Below are 18,740 nucleotides of genomic sequence, written 5' to 3'. Positions count from 1 at the left end.
TTCAGCGCGGCCTGGGTCCTCCGCTAGGCCGAGGTCCAGCATCGACGGAACCCGGCTGACCAGATTGACCGGGGCGAACAAGGTCATTTTGCACTCCCGGCCTCTGCTCCGTCCCGGGACGTTGGCCCTGGGCGCGGTCGCCCGCACGCCCCTGTCCGCCTTCGCCCTGTCCGCCCGGGCGCGGCGGCAACCTCGTGCCGAATCTCTCGCCGGCTCCTGGAGGCAGGGCGAAGGGCTGCGATAGTCGTCGCCCGGAGACGGCCACGGCCTGCCCCGGCTCCCGGATCGTCACCCGCCTTCCGTCCAGCTCCAGTTCGATCTCGCCCTCGACCAGCACGATGACAGCGGCGGTCTCCGGGTCTGCGCTCAGATCGAACCCGCCGGCGTCGTCAGTCAGAACCTCCAGAGCCTCGGGCCCGACCACCCCTTCGATGATCGTGCCGCGAATGCCGATGGCGGCCGTCGGCGTCCGAAAGCTCACACGCTCTGACGATGCGCCCCGGGCTCCAGAGACAAAACGGAACGCACCCCGGACCAGGGCGAAGACCGTCCCCAACGGGTCGGAACCGATGTCGATCACGAACCGGTCGACGGTCAGCGAGGCGTTGGCCCCCAGGGTCAGCGTCGACCCGTCGCGCAAGGCGACCTCCAGCCGGCTGTCCGCTCCGGTGACGATCTGGTCCTGGTAGCGAACAGTTCCGCCGACGACGGACGGGTGCCAGGTCGTCTCGTCCGCACCATGCGTGCGAACCGTCTGCACCACCGCGGTGTTGGTCCCGACCCGATCTTGGGTCGTTGCGGATTCGGAAGGCCCGACGGCAAGGACGGCGCAAATCAGGACGGCGGCGATCATCGTTTCATCCCCGGCTTCACAAGGCCCGGCTTCACTTTGCTCCGCTTTCGTCCGCCGCCCAAGCCCTGTTTCGTCGCTTTGCGACCGGCCCGAACCGCGCCCCCGGCAAGGCCGGAAACGTCACCAGCGACACCTCCCAGAGCTCCACGCCGCTGAGCACCCTCAGCCGCCCGTCCCTGCGCGCCTTCGCCGTCCGGAACCCGATCGACAGCCCGTCAAGCGCCCCCGCCCGGCTCAGCGCCCGGGCGTAGCGCGCCTCGGCTGACCAATCAGCGATCCGGCCCCGGACGAACAGACCGCGCTCATCCTCGACGATCTCGTCCCAGACACCGACCACGGCCCGGCTCTCGTGCTGGTGCAGCATCCGCACCCCGCCCGCCCCGGTCCGGTTCAGGCTGTCGCCGAACGCGCCCCTCGCGACGACATCCCCGTTCAGATCCGCCACGGCCCAGAGCGAGGCATAGCCCTGGATCGCCAGCCCGGCTTCGATGGCCACCGTCATCACCCGCCCTCCAGCTTTCGCTCGACCCGCTCGACAGCCGCCCGCGTCGTGAGCCCCTGTTCCTCCAGTCGTGCCAGCCGCTCAGCCACCAGCCTTTGCTCGCCGACCCGGTCTTCCAGTGTCGCGATCCGCGCCGCAGCCCCGCCGGCCCACACCAGTCCGCCGATGGTCTGGATCGCCAGCGCCGCGGCCATGGCCGTCGCCAGCTTCTTGAGATCGTCCATCAGTCGCCGACCCCCGCCATCCGCCGACGTTCTTCGTCGGTCAGGAAACTTGCGGCGTTCAGCCGTGCCCACAGCGCGTCCCGTTCCGGCTGCAGCGCCGGTATGGCGTCCAGATCCGGCTCGATCCGGACGTCCTCGAACCGTCCGCCCAGCCAGCCGCTCAGCGCCCCGGCCATCTTCCTCGCCAGGGGAATCACCGTCCCTCGCCAGAAGGCCGCATTGGCCTCGCGATAATTCGCATAGGTCGCTTCCCCCGGAATCCCGAGCAGCTGCGGCGGAACCCCGAACGCCAGGGCGATCTCGCGCGCCGCGGCATGCTTCCCGGCGATGAAGTCCATGTCGGCAGGACTCATCGACATCGGCTTCCAGTCCAGCCCGCCCTCCAGCACCATCGGCCGGCCGGCATTCGCCGCCCCCGCATGAGCTTCGCCCAGTTCGGCCTTCAGCGCCGTGAACTGCGCCTCGGTCAGCCGTTCTCCGTCCTTCGACGAGAACACCAGCGCCCCGCTCGGCCTCGCGGCATTGTCCAGCAGCGCCTTGTTCCAGGCACCCGACGCGTTGTGCACATCAATCGCGAACGCCGCCGCCTCCAGCGGTGAAAAGCCGTAGTGGTCGTCCGTCGGATGAAACAGCTTCAGATGCATCACCGGCATCCAGCCGTCCGCCTCCCGCACGATCCGCATCGAGCGTCCCCCGACCGCGTATTCATAGGCCTCGGGCCAGCCCTGCCGGCCCGGCGCGACCTGAACCCGGTCCGGTCTCAGGCTCCACAACTCGCTCGGCGCTCCATCCCCGACCGCCTCGACATAGGCGTTCCCCGCCGTCTGCAGAGCGCCATAGACCCCCTCCAGCCACTCGGCGCCGGACTGCTCCGGATTGGGCTTGACCAGCAGCCGGGCTGCCGGGTGGTCGTCGTCCCTGACCCCGCTGCAGAAGACGATCAGCGGTGCCGACGCCGCCGCCTCGGCGATCATCCGAACGCAGCGATAAGCCACCGGATTGCGGTTGAATCCCTCCCGCGCCAGGCTTGCGTAGTCACGAGGAGTCCATCGCGCACGGCCGGCGCCGGTCAGGGCGATCAGGGGCCCCGCGCGGCTGTGCTTCGCCTCGGGCGCGGCTCGGCCGGCCCGCCATGGAAACAGGGGCATGGTCTCTCCTTGACCGGATCGACCGGTCCCATTTTTTGATAGTTCGTTGACCGGGATGGGCCGATCGTCCTGGCCGGTTGGTCAGGAATGGATCTTGATCGGCCTTCGCCCGCGACCATGGGGGTGTTGCGCCAGTGACGACGGGATCTGCGGCCCATAGCCGAGCCGACGCAGAGCGCCCTGGCCAAACCCGGCAGATCGGCACCGTCGGACGCATCGGGCGACGGTGCCTCGCCCCGTCCCGCCCCCTTTTCCCGCCATGCCCAAACTATAGGGGACCAGCGTCACAAGGCGCGCATAAAGGCTCTAAATAGAGCCGACCGTTGATTCTAAAGTCCGATTTCGACGATCCGTTGATGGGTATCGCCGAGATGTAGTCAGTTCGCCGCCGAAATTCTGTCCGTCTCGATCACCGGCCTTGAGGCCCCGGCGATGGCCGCGATCAGCTCGCCGATCTGGATCGGCTTGCCGACATGCCCATCCATCCCGGCCTCGGCGCAGGCTTCGATCTGGTCGGGCTGCACATTGGCCGTCAGGGCCAGGATCGGCACGGCGGCGCGCGGGCCACCCAGGGCCCGGATGGCCCGCGTCGCGTCCATCCCGTCCATCACCGGCATGTGCACGTCCATCAGGATTACATCGTAATCGCCGCTGGACGCAGCCTCGACCGCCTCGCCTCCGTCACACACCGTGTCCAGCTCGACGCCCCATCCCGACAGAATGATCCGCACCAGCTCACGGTTGGCCGGCGCGTCGTCCGCCAGCAGGATCCGGGTCCCGGGTGCCAGCAGGACGGCGTCGCCCGTCTCGGCCCCGACATCACCCTTGGCCTCGACAAGCGGAATCTCGAACCAGAAGGTCGACCCTTCGCCCGGGCGACTCTCCGCCCCGATCTCCCCGCCCATCAGTTCGATCAGCCGGCGCGAGATGGCCAGACCCAGCCCGGTCCCGCCATAGACCCGCGTCGTCGAAGCATCCGCCTGGGTGAACCGTTCGAACAGGGCGTCGATCTTCTCCGGCGCGATGCCGATGCCGCTGTCGGTCACCGCGACCCTCAGTCGCTCGCCGCGGCGGCTCATATCCAGGCGGATCTCGCCCGAGTCCGTGAACTTCACGGCATTGGACAGGAAATTCAGGGTGACCTGCCGGAACCGGCCCTGGTCTCCCAGGATTCCGCTCGGGAGATCGTCGATCTCGACCTTCAGGGTCACGCCCTTGGCCTGACACTGTGTCTCCACCATCGCCGCGGCGCCTCGCGCCGTCGCTGCCGGGTCAAACGCCGCGGCATCGAGGCTGACCGCCTCGGCCTCCAGCTTTGAGTAGTCCAGAATGTCGTTGATGACGCTCAGCAGAGCCTCGCTGGCCGTCGCGATCCGGTCGGCATAGCGCCGCTCGGTCTCCGGCAGGTCGGGGCTGTCCTGCAGCAGGCCGGAGAAGCCGATGACGCTCGTCAGCGGCGTCCTCAACTCGTGGGACATGTTGGCCAGGAACTCGGACTTCACCCGCGCCGCCGCCTCGGCCACGTCCCGCGCCGCGATCAGCTCCGCTTCCAGCCGCTTGGTGTCATGGATATCACGCACCACGTCCTGGAACTCGACCACCCGGCCGCTCTCGTCGCGGATCAGGGTCGTACGGGCCTCGAACCAGCGCAGGCCCCCGTCCACCCCCTGGGCCCGATAGATCACCCCGCCCGGCACCGCATCGGCTCCATTCCGGACCGAGGCCTTGAACATCTCGGTCAGGACCGGAATGTCCTCGTGCCAGATCAGACTGGTGATCAACTGGCCGATCAGACTGTCCGGCGTCCGTCCTGTCACCGGCTCCACGCTGGGCGAGATGTAGCGGATAAGGCCGTCCACACCATAGGTCACGATGATGTCGCTGGCCCGGTCGGCCAGCAGGCGATACCGCGCCTCGCTGGCCTCGATGCGGCGCTGTGCGAGCACCTGATCGGTGACGTCCTGAAACACGCCGAACAAGGCGCTCGTTGTCCCATCCTCGCCGCGCGCCGGGCGGAACTCGGACATCACGATCCGCTCCTCGCCGTCCTCCCGGATCAGTCGCAACTGGAACCCGCCGCCCTCGCCGGTCTCAATCGCCCGCCCGCAGGCCTCAGTGACCATATGGCGATCATCCGGATGGTAGCAGCCGACCGCGTCGTCATAGCGGGGATCGAAGGTCGAACGGGTCTTGCCGTGGATCCGGTAGACCTCGTCGGACCAGGTCACGCTCCCATCGGCGACATCCAGCTTCCAGCAACCCAGCCCAGCCAGCTGCTCCGCCATCCCGAGGGTCTCGACCAGTTCGGCCTGAGCCCGCTCGGCGGCCTTGCGTTCGGTTATGTCTCGGACGTGGTCGTGGAACTCGATCACGCGGCGGCCGGCTTCGTCCCACACGGCGCGGGGTGCCGCCTCCAGCCAGATGATCGTCCCGTCGGCCTTGAACGCCCGGTATTCATACCGGGGAGAGGTCGCCCCCGGTCCGGCCTTGACATAGGCGGCCGTGATGGCCGCGGTGCGGATGACCTCGTCGGGCGGAACGAACTCGGCACAGCGACGACCCAGCATCTCTTCGGGCTTGTAGCCCATGATCGCTTCGATTGAGGGTGACAGATACAGGAACGTCCCGTCCGGCCCGTATCGGGTGATGATGTCGGTCGCCGTCTCGCTCATCTCACGGAACAGCGCCTCGCTGCGCTCCAGTCTTTCCTGGGTTCGCACGATGTCGGTGACGTCCTGGAACACGCCGAACAGGGCTATCGGCCGGCCGTCCTCGCCGATTTCGGTGCCCGCGCGGGTGATGACCCGCCGTTCCCCCCGGGTGGCGTTGACGAGCCGCAGTTCGAGGTCATAGCCCTCGCCCGTGGTGATGGCCCGTTCGACATGGGCCGCCAGAATCTCGCGGTCCTCGGGATGGTAGTCCGACAGGACGTCCGCATAGCTGGGATCGAAAGTCTCACGGTCACGGCCGTGAATGCGATAGACCGCATCGGACCAGTCGACCTTGCGGGTCACCAGGTCGAAATGCCAGCGCCCAAGGCCCGCCATCTCCTCGGCCATCTCCAGCAGCTTCACCTGCTCGACTTGCTTCCGCTGGACCTGGACCTGATCATAGAGGTCACCGGCCAGGCGCGCGATATGGCGCAACATGGTCATCTGCGACGGCGTCGGCGGGTCGCGGGGCACAATGTCCATGGCCGCGATGGCACCGATCGGGGTGCCGGCGGCATCGCAGATCGTCGCGCCGACGAAAGACCGGATCCGGGGCGCTCCGGTCACCCAGGGATGCCGGCAAAGCTCGGGATCTTCCAGCACGTCGGTGACCACCAGGGTCGCATCCGGCCCCATGGCCGCAAGCCGCGCGCTCACGCTGACCTCGCGCGGCAGGGCCCTCTGGCCTGTGCCGATTTCGGATCGAAACACGGCCTGATCGTCCTCGAGCACAGACACCAGGCCGAACGGCAGGTCCAGCGCCGCGCAGGCTACCGCCGTCAACCGGTCAAACGGCGTCGGAAGGGTCTCCGATCCCTCTGGAACGCTGCTCATAAAACCTCCGGACGAACGACTGACCGAACCCTGCTACAGAAGGTTCCAAGGTTGGGTTAACGGGGCTATCGGCCCCGCTCCTCGATCCAGTCCGACGCATCGTGGTCGATGGCGTCCTCCGGCTCGGCCAATTCCTCCTCGGAGATCGTCTGTCCCCGGATCGAGACTCCGGCCGAATGCACGGTCTCGGGATCGCCCGACACCAGGGGGTGCCAGTCCGCCAGACCCCGTCCCTCATGGATTCGACGGTATCCGCACGACTTCGGCATCCAGGCCAGGTCCTGGATATTCCACGGCGTCAGCTTGATGCAGTCCGGCACATGCTCCTTTCGGTTCGCATAGTCGGTGCAGCTGCACAGCTGGCTGTCGAACAGTTTGCAGTGGACCCGCGTCGGGAACACCTCGCCCGTATCCTCATCCTCGAATCGGATCAGGCAGCACAGCCCGCACCCGTCGCACAGGCTCTCCCACTCCTCGCGTGTCATCTGGTCCAGCCGCTTCGTCTGCCAGAAGGGCTTGGGTTCGGGGGTCGTACGCTCTACATCCACGCGCTCCCCATACGCCTCTCCGCGTCCGAAAGCATCCATGGCTCCCCGCTCTTCTCCGAGACCCCCTCTCGTCGCCCTGAAAGACGTCCGTCTGCAGGACGGAACCCGCCCCCTGTTCGACGGCGTCGACCTGGCCATCGAGCCGCGCACCCGCTCGTGCCTCGTCGGCCGCAACGGTGCCGGCAAATCGACCTTGATGAAGGTCGTCATGGGTCTGATCGAGCCCGATAGCGGCACCCGCTCGATCCAGGGCTCGGTCAAATTCGCCTATGTGCCGCAGGAGCCGCTGATCGCGGGCGACACCCTGCTGGACTATGCCACCTCGAACGGTGCCGAGCACTGGACCGCAGAGGCCTGGCTCGAGACCTTCGGCATGGACCCGAACAAGCCCACCAAGGGCCTGTCCGGCGGCGAAATCCGCCGCGCCGCCCTCGCCAAGGCCTTCGCCGAGGAGCCGGACCTGCTGCTGCTCGACGAGCCGACCAACCACATGGACATCCTCGCGATCGAACTCCTCGAGACGGAGATCATCAACGCCAAATGCGCCGCCCTGATCGTCTCCCACGATCGCGCCTTCCTGAACCGCGTGACCCAGTCCTGCCACTGGCTGGAAGGCCGTCGGGTCCGAACCCTGAACAAGGGGTTCGACGCCTTTGACGAATGGGCCGCCAAGACGATGGAAGAAGAAGCCATCGCCTTCCAGAAGCTGACCAAGACGATCGAGCGTGAAACCGCGACCTTCTACAGCTCCATCACCGCCCGCCGCAGCCGCAACGAGGGCCGCGCCCGCTCGCTCGACGCCCTGCGCGCCGAACGGGCCGAACAGGCCCAGGATCGCCCGCGCGAAATGCTGCTCGGCGTCGATTCCGGCGGCACCTCAGGCAAACTGGTCGCCGACCTCAAGGGCGTCACCAAATCCTTCGGCGACCGCGTCGTGATCAAGCCCTTCACCAGCCGCATCCTCCGCGGCGACCGGCTGGCGATCGTCGGTCCGAACGGTGCCGGCAAAACCACCCTGGTCAAGATCATGCTGGGCGAGCTGGAGCCCACCGAGGGCGCGATCAAACTCGGCGCGAGCCTGGAGACGGTCTACCTCGACCAGTCGCGCGACGGCCTGAAGTCCGACATGACCCTGTGGGACGCCCTGACGCCCGGCGGAGGCGACTCGATCATCGTGCGCGGCTTCTCCAAGCACGTCGCCGCCTACGCCAAGGACTTCCTGTTCACCGAGGCCCAGCTGCGCCAGCCGATCTCGACCCTGTCGGGCGGCGAGCGCAACCGCCTGCTGCTGGCTATCGCCCTGGCCAAGCCCGCCAATATGCTGGTCCTCGACGAACCGACCAACGACCTCGACATGGACACGCTCGACAAGCTTGAGGAGTTGCTGGAGCAGTACGACGGCACCCTGATCCTGGTCAGCCACGACCGCGACTTCGTCGACCGTCTCGCAACCTCGACCATCGGCATGAATGGCCGGGGCGACATCGTCGAAACCCCGGGCGGCTGGACCGACTTCATCCGCCAGAACCCCGGTTTCCTGAAACCCCAGACCGCCGCCCCGGCCGGGTCGAAGCCCGCGCCAGTCGTCGCTGCGCCCCCGCCGCCTCCCGCCGCCAAGGGCAAGCTGTCCTTCAAGGACCAGCACCGGCTCAAGGATCTCGACGCCCTGATCCACACCCTCCCCGCCGACATAGCCGCCCACCAGGCCCGGCTCGACGACGTCAACTTTTACTCCCGCGACCCCTCCGGTTTCGCCTCCACCATGAAGGCCCTTGAGGCCGCTCAGGAGAAGCTCAACTCGGCCGAGGAAGAATGGCTGGATCTGGAAGCCAGGCGGGAAGCGCTCGCGGCCGGTTGAGCGGATTCTGTGGACAACACAAACCGCTGTTCTTTAATCATGATTCCGATCCGCCCACAGACGATCACAGGCTTATACACCCCACCTAGGCCGGTCCTGCACAGAAGGCCCGAATCGACCCCTTGCCGGAACCGGCGTTTGGAGCGAGCTTGATCGGGCCGAGGGACACGGCGGCGCGGAAACCCGGGGAGACCGGGGTTTCAAGCGGGTCGGTCCGGCTCTCTGACCAAGGAGTCCAAAGGCGCTTTCGGGCGACGGCGGAACGACCTGGCAGGGTCCAGGCTCCCGACACAGACCGCTTCGGCGGGAAGGGTCGCGGAGAACCAGACCGGGATCGGTGGACGACGCGAGGGTCAAAAGCCCGGACGAAACGCCACGGACCAAGAGCCGCCAGGATACAGCCGACCGTCGCCGGGTTCGCCCGCCGGCGCTGACGCCAGGGTCCAGAACCTCAATGGCCAAGTCCCAACCCGGACTTGGTGGGGGGACGTGAATACCGGCTCGACCGGGTTCACGTCCCCTCGCTCAATTCCCGGGCAGGCGACCGGTCGCAAAGGCTCCGGCCCGGCTTCCCTTCCCTTGCATCCCCTCCGGCCCTAGTTTGCCGTGATGCACCGTCGCACGACTCATTCCGTCGTCAGTCGCCGCCTTGTTCTTGCGGGCGGCGTCGCCGTCTCGGCCATGGGTCTGGCATCCTGCGGCAGCTCGGAAGCGCCGGTGGACGATCAGGGCCGGGTCCGCATCCGCTTCGCCACCGACTGGCGCGCCCAGGCCGAACACGGCGGCTTCTACCAGGCCCTCGCCTCGGGGGCCTACGAACGTCGCGGCCTGAACGTCCAGATCATACAGGGCGGCCCAGGCGTAAACGTACCGCAACTTCTGGCCTCGGGTGCCGTCGAGCTCGGGATGGGGTCCAACAGCTTCATACCGCTGAACCTGGTTGCCGAAGGTGCGCCGGTGAAGGCCGTCGCCGCCTTCTTCCAGAAGGACCCCCAGGTTCTGATCGCACATCCGGACCCTGCCCTGACCGGTATCGCCGACCTGGCGGATCGCCCGTTCCTGTTGGCCGACGCCTCGATCACCGCCTTCTGGGTCTGGCTGAAGGCCAAATACGGCTTCACCGACGACCAGGTCCGGAAATACAGCTTCAACCCGGCCCCCTTCCTCGCGGATGAACGCGCCGTGCAGCAGGGCTATCTGACTTCCGAGCCATACACGATCGAGCAGGCGGCGGGTTTCGAGCCCCGCGTCTTCCTCCTGGCCGATGAGGGCTATCCCTCCTACGCCACCATGGTGATGTCGCCCGACGGGTTCGCCCGGGACAACGCAGGGGCGCTGCGCAGCTTCATCGCCGCCTCGGCCGAAGGCTGGCGCGACTACATCCGGGGCGATCCGGCCGCCGCCGACGCACTGATCAAACGGGCCAATCCCGAGATGACCCAGGACGTCCTGGACCAGGCCCGGACCAAACTCAGCGAGAACGGCATCGTCGATTCCGGCGACGCCGCTCTTTACGGCCTCGGTGCCATGACGGCCGAGCGTTGGCAGGCCTTCTTCGATGTGACCTCCCAGGCGGGCGTCTATCCTGCGGATCTACGCTGGCGTACCGCCTTCACCGACGACTTCCTGCCCGGCCGTGGCTGACGAAGGCGGGGCGGCAGTCGCCGGCCTTTCGAACGTCAGGATCGACTATCCCGGCCGCGCCTCGCTGGGGCCGCTGGACCTGACTGTAGGTCCGCGCGAGATCGTTGCGGTCGTTGGCGCTTCGGGAGCCGGAAAATCCACGGCGCTCCGCCTCCTCGCCGGCCTCGAACGCCCCGCGTCCGGCGCTGTGATCCGCCCCGGCGAGCCCGGTCGCACTGGCTTCGTCTTCCAGAACCCGACTCTGATGCCCTGGGCCGACGCCCGCGCCAACGTCGCCCTGCCGCTGGAGCTGTCGGGTATCCCCGCCGCAGAAGCACGCCGCCGCGCCGACGACGGCCTCGGCGCCGTGGGGCTCGGCGAACGCACTACAGCCCGCCCGCGGCAGCTCTCCGGTGGCATGGCCATGCGCGTCTCCCTCGCCCGCGCCCTGTCGGTCGAACCTGACCTTCTGCTGCTCGACGAACCTTTCGCCGCACTCGACTCCATCACCCGGCGCGGACTGATCGAGGACCTGCACCGTCTCTGGGCCGCCCGGTCCGTGGCCATGGTCTTCGTCACCCACGACGTCGAGGAGGCCGCCTATCTCGCAGGCCGGGTGGTCGTCCTGTCGGCCGCCGACGGCCGGACTGTCGCCGACCTCCCCATGCCCGGCCCTCTGCCCCGGCCTGATGGCTGGCGCCGCGAGCCTGCCTACCGCGAGGCCGTCGAAACGGTCGCCGAGGCCCTGGCGCTCGCGATGGAGCCCACGCGGTGAGACGCCTCCTGGACGCCCTTCCAGCCCTGGTCCTGACCACCGTCCTGCTGGCCGTCTGGGAGACCGCCTGTCGACTGCTGGATGTCCCTGTCTATTTCCTGCCCCCGCCGAGCCACGTCGCCCGTGCCCTGATCGACAACGGCCCGATCCTCGCCGGCTCGGCGCTCCAGACATTCTGGATGGCGCTTAAGGCCCTGATCGTGGCGACCCTGATCGGAGGCGGTCTCGCTATCAGCGTTTCCCTCAGCCGACAGGCTGAGCGCGCTGTCGCCCCGCTGGCCGTGACCCTTCAGGTCACGCCGGTCGTCGCCATCGCGCCCCTGGTGCTGATCTGGTTCGGCCTTGACCATGCCGATCGAGCCGTCACAGCCCTCGCCGCCGCCATCGCCTTCTTCCCCATCTTTTCCGGCGTCCTGACCGGGTTGAAGTCCGCCGATCCGGATCTGGAACGGCTGTTTGACCTGCACGCCGCCACGCCCCTGCAACGTCTCTGGCGCCTGCGCCTCCCTTCCGCCCTGCCCTTCGCTCTGGAAGGCCTGCGGGTCGCGGCGGGGCAGGCGGTGGTCGGCGCGGTGGTGGCCGAGTTCGTTTCCGGCTCAGGCGCCGCCCAGGGACTCGCCTGGCGTCTGCTCGAGGCGGGCAATCGTCTGCGCACGGCCGAACTTCTGGCCGCCCTCGTCTGCCTCGCCATGCTCGGCCTTCTGCTCAACGGCGCGACCCGGCTGATCGAGCGCCGCCTGCTGCGCGATCGGGCCTGAAGTCTTTACGCCTGTTAGCGCGGGGTTAAGCCGGCATCACCTACCCTTCCCGACACGTTCCTCTCGAACGGGAGCCTCGCCCTTGACGAACCGCGCCCCTCGCATCCTGACCCTGGTTCTGGCGACGGCCGGCGCTTGCCTCGCGACATCGGGCGCCGAGGCCCAGTCAGCCCCCGCCACGGGGCGCTACCTGACGTGGGCCAACCGACCGGCCGGCACGACCCCGGCCGATGTCGCCGCCGTCCAGGCCAGCGCGCGCAACGCCATGATCCCTCGCCGGGTCGCGCCGTCGCAGGCGCCCTACCGCCCCATGATGCAACCGACATCGACGCCAGTTCCGGCCTCTCGCGGCCTGACCCCCGCCAGCGCCTGGCTGGTCCCTCGCGTCGTCCCGGCCTACGCGCCCGGCTCGCCGGACCCGCTGGCCTATGCCACGACCGAAATGGCGGCACCGATCCCCGCCCACTCCTCGCCGGCCACGCCGGTCGAGCGCGCCGCCATCGACCCCATGGCCCCCCGCCGCGACGCCCCGGTCTTCAGTCTCCAACGCCAGGCCGCCGCCCCGACGGCTCAGGCCCCGGCACCGCAACAGCCGCCGCAACCCGCCGCCGCCGATCCGAATGATCCCATGGCTCCGCGCCGCGACGCCCGCATCTTCCAGATGCAGCGGGCGCCGACCGAAGGTCAGGAACAGGCAGCGCTCCCTGCACCGAACCCGCAACCCCCGTCCAGCGAGGCCTCGGTCCAGGCGGGGCAATCCGGTGCCCGCTACTATTCAGTGCACCGCGACGCGGGCCATCGCCCGGATCCCACCGCTCTGCCCGAACCCGTCTATTTCGACAGCGTCACGCTGGACCTCGCAGAGCCGCCGGAAAACGAGCCCGGGACGCGCGACTCCCAGGGCCGCCGCCGTGTCGTCCCCAATAACGATCCGAGCCTGCCATGACCGACCCCGCCTTCGCCCCGGTCGAGACCGGATCGCGCCTGCCCGATCTGCTTATGCTGGCCCAGGAAAGCTCCAGCGAGAAACGCCGCGCCCTTCTGCGAGAGCTTACAGAGCATTTCTTCGGCGCCGGGCAGCGCAGCACTGCCGAGAACGCCCTCTACGATTCTGTGCTCAGCGACCTGACCTCCGAGATGGAGACCGCCGTCCGCGCGGAGCTATCGGCCCGGTTCGCCCTGTCCCCCGACGCCCCGCGTGGCCTGATCCGCCGGCTGGCCAATGACGAGGTGGCGGTCGCCGAGGCCGTCCTGCGCGCCTCCACAGTGCTGACCGACGATGACCTGCTCGGCGTTGTCCGCTCCAAGGGTCAGGAACACCTGCGCGCTGTGTCCGAACGCGCGAGCGTGTCCGAGGCCGTCTCCGACGTCATCGTGGAACGGGGCGACGACGAAACCCTCGGGACCCTGCTCCGTAACGACGGGGCCCGCCTGTCACGCGCCGCGACGGAGACAGCCGTCGAACGCGCGAAGGTCAATCCGGCGCTTCACGAGGCGACGGTCCAGCGCAAGGGCCTGCCCGCCGACCTGCTGAACGAGATGTATTTCGTCGTCGAAGCCCGGCTGCGTCAGCAGATCCTCGAACAGAACGCCGCCATGGACCCGGCCCTGCTGGAAAGCGCGCTCGCCGCCGGCCGCGCCCGCGTGGCGACCGAGGACGGCACCCTGCCTGCCGACTACTCCGAATGTCTCGCCTATGTGGAAGAGATGAAGGCGGCCAACCAACTCAGCCCGACCATGCTGGCCCGCTTCCTCCGGTCCGGCAGCCGGACCTCATTCCTGATCGCCCTGGCCCAACTGGCCGACGTGGACTTCCACACAGCCAGCCAGATCGTGGAAAGGAAAGAACTCGACGCCCTGGCCGTTATCTGCAAGTCCGCAGACCTCGACCGCTCCCTGTTCCTGACCTTCGCCGTGGTCATCATCGGCGGCGAGGACGATGCGATGGGCAAGGCCCACAGCTATGCCAAACTCTATGCCGAGCTTCAGCGCGACGCAGCCCTGCGCACCTTGCGTTTCTGGCGGATGCGCCGCGGAACGGCGACAGCAGCCTGAAACAGAAACGCCCGCCTCCTTGCGGAAGCGGGCGTCTCGTTTCATTCATCCGCTCGTCCCGGCGAAGGCGGGATGAGCGGGTTATTTCTTGGCGGCGCGGGGAGCGCGGGCCGGTTTGCGGCCGCCTTGGCCGAGACCCATCTGCTTGGCCAGATCCGAACGGGCCTTGGCGTAGTTCGGAGCGACCATCGGGTAGTCCTTGGCCAGGCCCCATTTGGCGCGGTATTCTTCGGGGCTCATGTCGTACTTGGTACGCAGGTGGCGCTTGAGCGATTTGAACTTGCGGCCGTCTTCGAGGCAAATCAGGAAATCGGGGCTGATCGACTTTCGGATCGGCACGGCCGGTTCCTTGACCTCGGGCTCGATCTCGACAACGCCGGTCGAAACTTGAGACAGGGCGGCGTGGATATTGGCGATCAGCGACGGCAGGTCGTTGGCCGACACGCTGTTGTTGCCGACATAGGCCGACACGATGTCCGCCGTCATTTCCAGAAGTTCGGACCGTTCGTCCAGTCTTGCAGCGTCCACGAGCGTTTCCCTACTTAATCTTGCCGGACAGTGGCGATTGAGGTTTCGGGAGATAAGGATGTTCGGTGCCGAAAGCAATGCACGTCCGAAACCGATGCATCAGAAAGTCGTCGAGAAAACCCGCCGGTCAGTATTCAGTCCGGCCGGATCACAGGTCAGCGGCCGAAGTTTTCCGCCAGGGCCATCATCGCTGCACGTTCAGGCGTCGAATAGTCGTCCAGGGCCAGGTCGCCGCCTTCGCGGATGGCCCTCAACAGGTCGGTCGACAAGGCCGATGACAGAGACCAGTTCCAGTAACGCAGCACGGTCTGTGCCCGATCCACGGCCAACATCTCATAGGTCACCTGCACGCGGTCCCAGTCGGGATGCACCCGTCCATCCGGCAAGGTTTCCGGTCGACGGACCGACCGCCACAGGTTCTGCAGATCGACACGGGACATGCCGGTCGCCTTGCACAGGATGGCCAGGGGCTCACCGCCGACATCGCCCATGATCTTGGCGCCGGTCAGCGGCTTGACGCCGGCGAGATAGGCAATCTCTGCCGCGACCTCGCGGTTCAGTCCGTCACGGGCCGCGACTGTGACGGCGTGCTCCAGGCTGTCGTAGGGGCTCTTGTCGATGGCCGCGCGGTTCCTCTGGCGGCGCTCGATGAACTGCAGCGCCTTGCGGGACACCGGATCCTGCCAGCCTTCCTCGGCGGCCATGGCGAAGACGTCCTCGACGACCTCCTGCATGACTTCCCGGCTGACCGCGAAGCGCTGGAGAATGGTCTTGCGATCCTCCGCTACGGCCCACCAGAACATCACATAGGCACCCGACGGCCGAAGCTCGGGCCGCCGCAACAGGTGGCCGCAAAGCACCGGCATCTGCCGGCTCAACGCCACGACCGCCTCGACCCCGCTCTGGGACAGGCGTGCTGTGGTGTTGCGCAACAGGCATTCGATCACGCCCTGCTCGCCGAAGCTGATCAGGGTCTCCGTCACCACCTCGGTCAGGCCGCGACGGGCGGCCATCAGGAAGCGGTGCTCCGGCCCCGTGTCGCGCGCGCAAGCCACGAGGTCGGCATCGGTCAGGGAAGCGCACTGCTCCAGCAGCAGGCCGGCGATCGCCGGCTCGTCCCTCAGCAGCATCCGCGCCAGGCTGTTCGGCAGCTCGGCCAAAGGCGCCAGCCGCTGGGCCACCCGCTGACGTTCGCGCGGGGCCGCCAGCCGCAACATCTCGACCAGCAGGTCCCCGGTCACCGCCCGTTCGAAGGCGTTGACCCGGCTGCCAGGCAGCGACACGACGTCGGCCAGCCGCTTCAACATGGCGTGGCGCGCCCGAAAGGCGGGTTGCGGGGCCTGTTGCGATAGATCGAGCGCCGGATCGGACATGACGCCGCCAGAGTAAGGCTGGGTGGGTTAACCGGCGGTGACGGTTACAACCCCTCGAACAGCGCCGTCGACAGATAGCGTTCGGCGAAACTGGGGATGATGACGACGATCGTCGTTCCGGCATTCTCGTCGAGCGCCGCCAGGCGGAAGGCGGCGGTCAGGGCCGCACCCGACGAGATACCGACAGGGATGCCTTCGACACGCGCGGCCTTGCGGGCCATCTCGAAACTGTCCTCGTTGGAGACCTGTTCGACACCGTCGATGACCGAGCGGTCGACGATGGACGGAATGAACCCCGCGCCTATGCCCTGGATCTTGTGCGGACCGGGTTCGCCGCCGGACAGGACGGGCGAGGCCGTCGGCTCGACCGCGATCATCTGCACAGACGACTTCTTCGCCTTCAGCGCCTGGCCGACACCGGTGATGGTGCCGCCGGTGCCGACGCCGGCGACGACGATGTCCACCGCGCCCGCCGTGTCGTTCCAGATCTCTTCGGCCGTCGTGGACCTGTGGATCGCCGGGTTGGCAGGGTTCTCGAACTGCGACGGGCTGACTGCGCCGGGGGTGCGTTCCAGCAGTTCGGTCGCCATGGCGATCGCGCCCTTCATCCCCTTCTCGGCCGGGGTCAGGACCAGTTCGGCGCCCAGCAGGGCCAGCATCTTGCGACGTTCGATCGACATCGACTCAGGCATGACCAGGATCAGGCGGTAGCCCTTGGCGGCGGCCACGAAGGCCAGTGCGATGCCGGTGTTGCCGCTGGTCGGTTCGATGAGGATGCTCCCCGCCGTAATCTTGCCCGAGGCTTCCAGCGCCTCGATCATGGCCACCCCGATCCTGTCCTTGACCGAGGCGATGGGGTTGAAGAACTCCAGCTTGGCCAGCACGCGGGCCTTGGGCGAATACTCGGCGGACAGACGCGGCAGACCGACCAGCGGCGTGTCGCCGATGGTGTCGATAATGGAATCGTAGATCCTGCCACGGCCTTTGGTCGCGCGGTTGGAGGCATCGTAGTCGGACATGACGGGGCTCCGGCTGGAAAAGTGCACTGTCGCGAACAAGGTTTGGATTGTGCCGATTGTGCGGTTTCGACAGGACGCGGCCGAGGCCGCCTACCCCGTCACATAGGCGGTCGCGGACGGCGCACAAGCCAGATTGTCTGATCCCCGGCACGTGAAATGCTCGCCCCTCAACAGCGCAGCCCATGCGGATGCTGACCGACTCGCTGTGTCTGGCCAATATGCGACGGCCGGCGCAGCTTCGCTTTGGCTCTGTCCGGGCTTATGCTCTGAATATCGGGAGTGCGACGCGGTGATCGACTATGACCTGGACGAGGACGGCAGCGCGCTCTTGTCTTCTATCGTCAACAGTCCGATCGCCTCGGTGATCAGCAATCCTCGCTTGCCCGACAATCCGATCATCGCGGTCAACCAGGCGTTCTGTGACCTGACGGGGTATGACGACGACGAAATCGTGGGGCGGAACTGCCGCTTCCTGGCCGGACCGGCGACAGAGCCGTGGCTGACCGAACGCATCCGTCAGGGCACGCGGAACCGGAAGCCGACCCTGGTCGAAATCCTGAACTACAAGCGCGATGGACAGCCGTTCCGCAACGCCGTCCTTGTCGCGCCCGTATTCCTGCCAGACGGAGAGCTGGAGTATTTCATCGGCTCCCAGGTCGAACTGGATCAGGACGCCGTCGGCCCGTCGTCCAGCCGCCACCACCATGCCGTCGAGGTGGTGCGGACCCTGTCGCCCCGCCAGCGCGAGGTGCTGCAGCAGATCGCGGCCGGATACCGCAGCAAGCAGATTTCGTTCAACCTGGGCCTCAGCGAAAAGACGGTGAAGATGCACCGAGCCCTGATCCTCGAAAAAATCGGCACCCACAATGTCGCCGACGCGATCCGACTGGCGGTCGAGGCCGGTCTGTAGATTTCGCACGCGTCATTAAGGCCTGAATACGGCCTAAAGGCCGTATGGTGCGACATCGCCCGAGTGCTTAACCCTCCGCACACGGCCCACGTCCGGTTTCACCTGCACTGGCGATGTTTCCGATCCGGACTTAACAGAGCCGACAGGAGAGGATGACTGCCATGCCGACCATCGAGATCGGGCAATATCTGCTCGTTTACAACGCTTTCTCATTCACATTCGCCACGATGGCCGCGGCGACGCTGTTCCTGTGGTTTGGCCGGTCCCAGGTCGGACCCGCCTACAAGACGGCCCTGACCATTTCCGGTCTGGTGACGGCCATCGCGGCCTATCACTATTTCCGCATCTTTGAGAGCTGGGAGGCCGCCTACGAGGTCCGCAATGGCGTCATCGCCATGACGGGGCTGGCGTTCAACGACGCCTATCGCTACGTCGACTGGCTCCTGACGGTGCCGCTTTTGCTGATCGAACTAATCCTGGTGATGCGTCTCAGCCAGGAAGAGACGATGTCGAAGTCCCTCAAGCTGGGCTTCGCCGCCGCCTTGATGATCTGCCTGGGCTATCCGGGCGAGATCGCCGACGACAACACGACCCGGGCAATCTGGGGCACGTTGTCCAGCATTCCGTTCGTTTACATCGTCTGGGAGCTGTTCAAGGGTCTGGGCGCCGCGATCGATCGTCAGCCTGAAAGTGTTCGGGGGCTGATCAAGCAAGCCCGACTTTTGACCTTTGCGTCGTGGGGCTTCTATCCGATCGTCTACATGATCCCCTACACCAACATCGGGGGAGCCGCCGCCGAGACCTATGTCCAGGTTGGATATACGATCGCCGACATCATCGCCAAGGCCGGCGTCGGCGTACTGATCTACATCATCGCCGTTCGCAAATCTCAGGTCGAGTATGGCGAAGCGAAGTACGAAACCGCCAAGGCCTGATCGGTCAAACGCACGAACAGTCCGGACAGGCCGAGCGCCTGTCCGGGCATCGTGACAACAAAAGGCTTAGCTATGTCCGTGCCGTT

Annotated in this window: 17 protein-coding genes; 8 read left to right on the top strand and 9 right to left on the bottom strand. The window is 67.0% G+C overall.

The genetic code is table 11. The features are described from left to right. Nucleotide 1 precedes the first annotated feature (1 nt). The 6 genes from ACW18A_RS02615 to ACW18A_RS02590 all read right to left on the bottom strand — a co-directional run bounded on the left by ACW18A_RS02615 (nt 2) and on the right by ACW18A_RS02590 (nt 6,757). The gene (locus ACW18A_RS02615; protein ID WP_492023264.1) at nt 2-853 is read right to left on the bottom strand and encodes a FecR family protein; all 852 of its coding nucleotides are present in this window, start codon (nt 851-853) and stop codon (nt 2-4) included. A 31-nt stretch (nt 854-884) separates the two neighbouring features. Further along, complete coding sequence (locus ACW18A_RS02610; RefSeq protein ID WP_492023263.1) at nt 885-1,355, bottom strand: HK97 family phage prohead protease; 471 nt, start codon at nt 1,353-1,355, stop codon at nt 885-887. Then, complete coding sequence (locus ACW18A_RS02605) at nt 1,355-1,579, bottom strand: hypothetical protein (protein ID WP_492023262.1); 225 nt, start codon at nt 1,577-1,579, stop codon at nt 1,355-1,357. The genes ACW18A_RS02610 and ACW18A_RS02605 overlap by 1 nt, the downstream gene beginning before the upstream one ends. Next, nucleotides 1,579-2,727, bottom strand: a complete 1,149-nt coding sequence (locus tag ACW18A_RS02600; RefSeq protein WP_492023261.1) for a phage portal protein — start codon at nt 2,725-2,727, stop codon at nt 1,579-1,581. Before ACW18A_RS02600 ends, ACW18A_RS02605 begins: the two co-directional genes overlap by 1 nt. A 377-nt stretch (nt 2,728-3,104) precedes the next feature. Beyond that, complete coding sequence (locus ACW18A_RS02595; RefSeq protein ID WP_492023260.1) at nt 3,105-6,272, bottom strand: PAS domain S-box protein; 3,168 nt, start codon at nt 6,270-6,272, stop codon at nt 3,105-3,107. A gap of 65 nt (nt 6,273-6,337) precedes the next feature. Beyond that, nucleotides 6,338-6,757 (bottom strand): YcgN family cysteine cluster protein, encoded by a 420-nt coding sequence (locus ACW18A_RS02590; RefSeq protein WP_492024320.1) that lies wholly within the window; start codon nt 6,755-6,757, stop codon nt 6,338-6,340. A gap of 100 nt (nt 6,758-6,857) precedes the next feature. Between ACW18A_RS02590 and ACW18A_RS02585 the strand changes: the two genes are divergently transcribed. From ACW18A_RS02585 to ACW18A_RS02560, 6 genes are all read left to right on the top strand, one after another. Continuing rightward, nucleotides 6,858-8,678 (top strand): ABC-F family ATP-binding cassette domain-containing protein, encoded by a 1,821-nt coding sequence (locus tag ACW18A_RS02585; protein ID WP_492023259.1) that lies wholly within the window; start codon nt 6,858-6,860, stop codon nt 8,676-8,678. A gap of 609 nt (nt 8,679-9,287) precedes the next feature. After that, a complete protein-coding gene (locus ACW18A_RS02580; protein ID WP_492023258.1) occupies nt 9,288-10,322 on the top strand; it encodes an ABC transporter substrate-binding protein in 1,035 nt (344 codons plus the stop codon). Next, nucleotides 10,315-11,076: an ABC transporter ATP-binding protein gene (locus tag ACW18A_RS02575; RefSeq protein WP_492023257.1), complete on the top strand. Its 762-nt coding sequence runs from the start codon at nt 10,315-10,317 to the stop codon at nt 11,074-11,076. Before ACW18A_RS02580 ends, ACW18A_RS02575 begins: the two co-directional genes overlap by 8 nt. Beyond that, nucleotides 11,073-11,834 (top strand): ABC transporter permease, encoded by a 762-nt coding sequence (locus ACW18A_RS02570; RefSeq protein WP_492023256.1) that lies wholly within the window; start codon nt 11,073-11,075, stop codon nt 11,832-11,834. The genes ACW18A_RS02575 and ACW18A_RS02570 overlap by 4 nt, the downstream gene beginning before the upstream one ends. Before the next feature lie 82 nt (nt 11,835-11,916). Beyond that, nucleotides 11,917-12,780 carry a hypothetical protein gene (locus ACW18A_RS02565; protein ID WP_492023255.1) on the top strand — a complete coding sequence of 288 codons (864 nt, stop codon included), beginning with the start codon at nt 11,917-11,919 and terminating at the stop codon, nt 12,778-12,780. Next, on the top strand, nt 12,777-13,889 hold the full coding sequence (locus ACW18A_RS02560) for a DUF2336 domain-containing protein (protein ID WP_492023254.1): 1,113 nt from the start codon (nt 12,777-12,779) through the stop codon (nt 13,887-13,889). Before ACW18A_RS02565 ends, ACW18A_RS02560 begins: the two co-directional genes overlap by 4 nt. Before the next feature lie 81 nt (nt 13,890-13,970). Here ACW18A_RS02560 and ACW18A_RS02555 read toward each other — a convergent pair whose 3' ends face one another. The 3 genes from ACW18A_RS02555 to cysK form a co-directional block, all read right to left on the bottom strand. Further along, nucleotides 13,971-14,375: a Ros/MucR family transcriptional regulator gene (locus tag ACW18A_RS02555; protein WP_492024319.1), complete on the bottom strand. Its 405-nt coding sequence runs from the start codon at nt 14,373-14,375 to the stop codon at nt 13,971-13,973. Nucleotides 14,376-14,572: 197 nt separating this feature from the next. Further along, nucleotides 14,573-15,790: a DUF2336 domain-containing protein gene (locus tag ACW18A_RS02550; RefSeq protein ID WP_492023253.1), complete on the bottom strand. Its 1,218-nt coding sequence runs from the start codon at nt 15,788-15,790 to the stop codon at nt 14,573-14,575. Nucleotides 15,791-15,834: 44 nt separating this feature from the next. Then, nucleotides 15,835-16,809 (bottom strand): cysteine synthase A, encoded by a 975-nt coding sequence (gene cysK, locus ACW18A_RS02545; RefSeq protein ID WP_492023252.1) that lies wholly within the window; start codon nt 16,807-16,809, stop codon nt 15,835-15,837. Between the two features lie 289 nt (nt 16,810-17,098). Here cysK and ACW18A_RS02540 point away from each other — a divergent pair, with 289 nt between their 5' ends. Both ACW18A_RS02540 and ACW18A_RS02535 read left to right on the top strand, forming a co-directional pair. Continuing rightward, nucleotides 17,099-17,719, top strand: a complete 621-nt coding sequence (locus ACW18A_RS02540) for a LuxR C-terminal-related transcriptional regulator (RefSeq protein WP_492023251.1) — start codon at nt 17,099-17,101, stop codon at nt 17,717-17,719. A gap of 152 nt (nt 17,720-17,871) precedes the next feature. After that, nucleotides 17,872-18,654: a bacteriorhodopsin-like gene (locus ACW18A_RS02535; RefSeq protein WP_492023250.1), complete on the top strand. Its 783-nt coding sequence runs from the start codon at nt 17,872-17,874 to the stop codon at nt 18,652-18,654. Nucleotides 18,655-18,740: the final 86 nt, after the last annotated feature.

It is taken from the genome of Brevundimonas sp. AVps5 (assembly GCF_058681515.1).
Note: the sequence above shows the minus strand (reverse complement) of the source record. Positions and strands in the feature narration are given on the sequence as shown.

Bases quoted from the DNA above. Each gene is read 5' to 3' on its own strand.
- ACW18A_RS02615 (WP_492023264.1), bottom strand. From the start codon at position 853: ATGATCGCCGCCGTCCTGATTTGCGCCGTCCTTGCCGTCGGGCCTTCC.
- cysK (WP_492023252.1), bottom strand. From the start codon at position 16,809: ATGTCCGACTACGATGCCTCCAACCGCGCGACCAAAGGCCGTGGCAGG.
- ACW18A_RS02535 (WP_492023250.1), top strand. From the start codon at position 17,872: ATGACTGCCATGCCGACCATCGAGATCGGGCAATATCTGCTCGTTTAC.
- ACW18A_RS02580 (WP_492023258.1), top strand. From the start codon at position 9,288: ATGCACCGTCGCACGACTCATTCCGTCGTCAGTCGCCGCCTTGTTCTT.
- ACW18A_RS02595 (WP_492023260.1), bottom strand. From the start codon at position 6,272: ATGAGCAGCGTTCCAGAGGGATCGGAGACCCTTCCGACGCCGTTTGAC.
- ACW18A_RS02590 (WP_492024320.1), bottom strand. From the start codon at position 6,757: ATGACACGCGAGGAGTGGGAGAGCCTGTGCGACGGGTGCGGGCTGTGC.
- ACW18A_RS02550 (WP_492023253.1), bottom strand. From the start codon at position 15,790: ATGTCCGATCCGGCGCTCGATCTATCGCAACAGGCCCCGCAACCCGCC.
- ACW18A_RS02560 (WP_492023254.1), top strand. From the start codon at position 12,777: ATGACCGACCCCGCCTTCGCCCCGGTCGAGACCGGATCGCGCCTGCCC.
- ACW18A_RS02585 (WP_492023259.1), top strand. From the start codon at position 6,858: ATGGCTCCCCGCTCTTCTCCGAGACCCCCTCTCGTCGCCCTGAAAGAC.
- ACW18A_RS02605 (WP_492023262.1), bottom strand. From the start codon at position 1,579: ATGGACGATCTCAAGAAGCTGGCGACGGCCATGGCCGCGGCGCTGGCG.
- ACW18A_RS02555 (WP_492024319.1), bottom strand. From the start codon at position 14,375: ATGACGGCGGACATCGTGTCGGCCTATGTCGGCAACAACAGCGTGTCG.
- ACW18A_RS02610 (WP_492023263.1), bottom strand. From the start codon at position 1,355: ATGACGGTGGCCATCGAAGCCGGGCTGGCGATCCAGGGCTATGCCTCG.
- ACW18A_RS02600 (WP_492023261.1), bottom strand. From the start codon at position 2,727: ATGCCCCTGTTTCCATGGCGGGCCGGCCGAGCCGCGCCCGAGGCGAAG.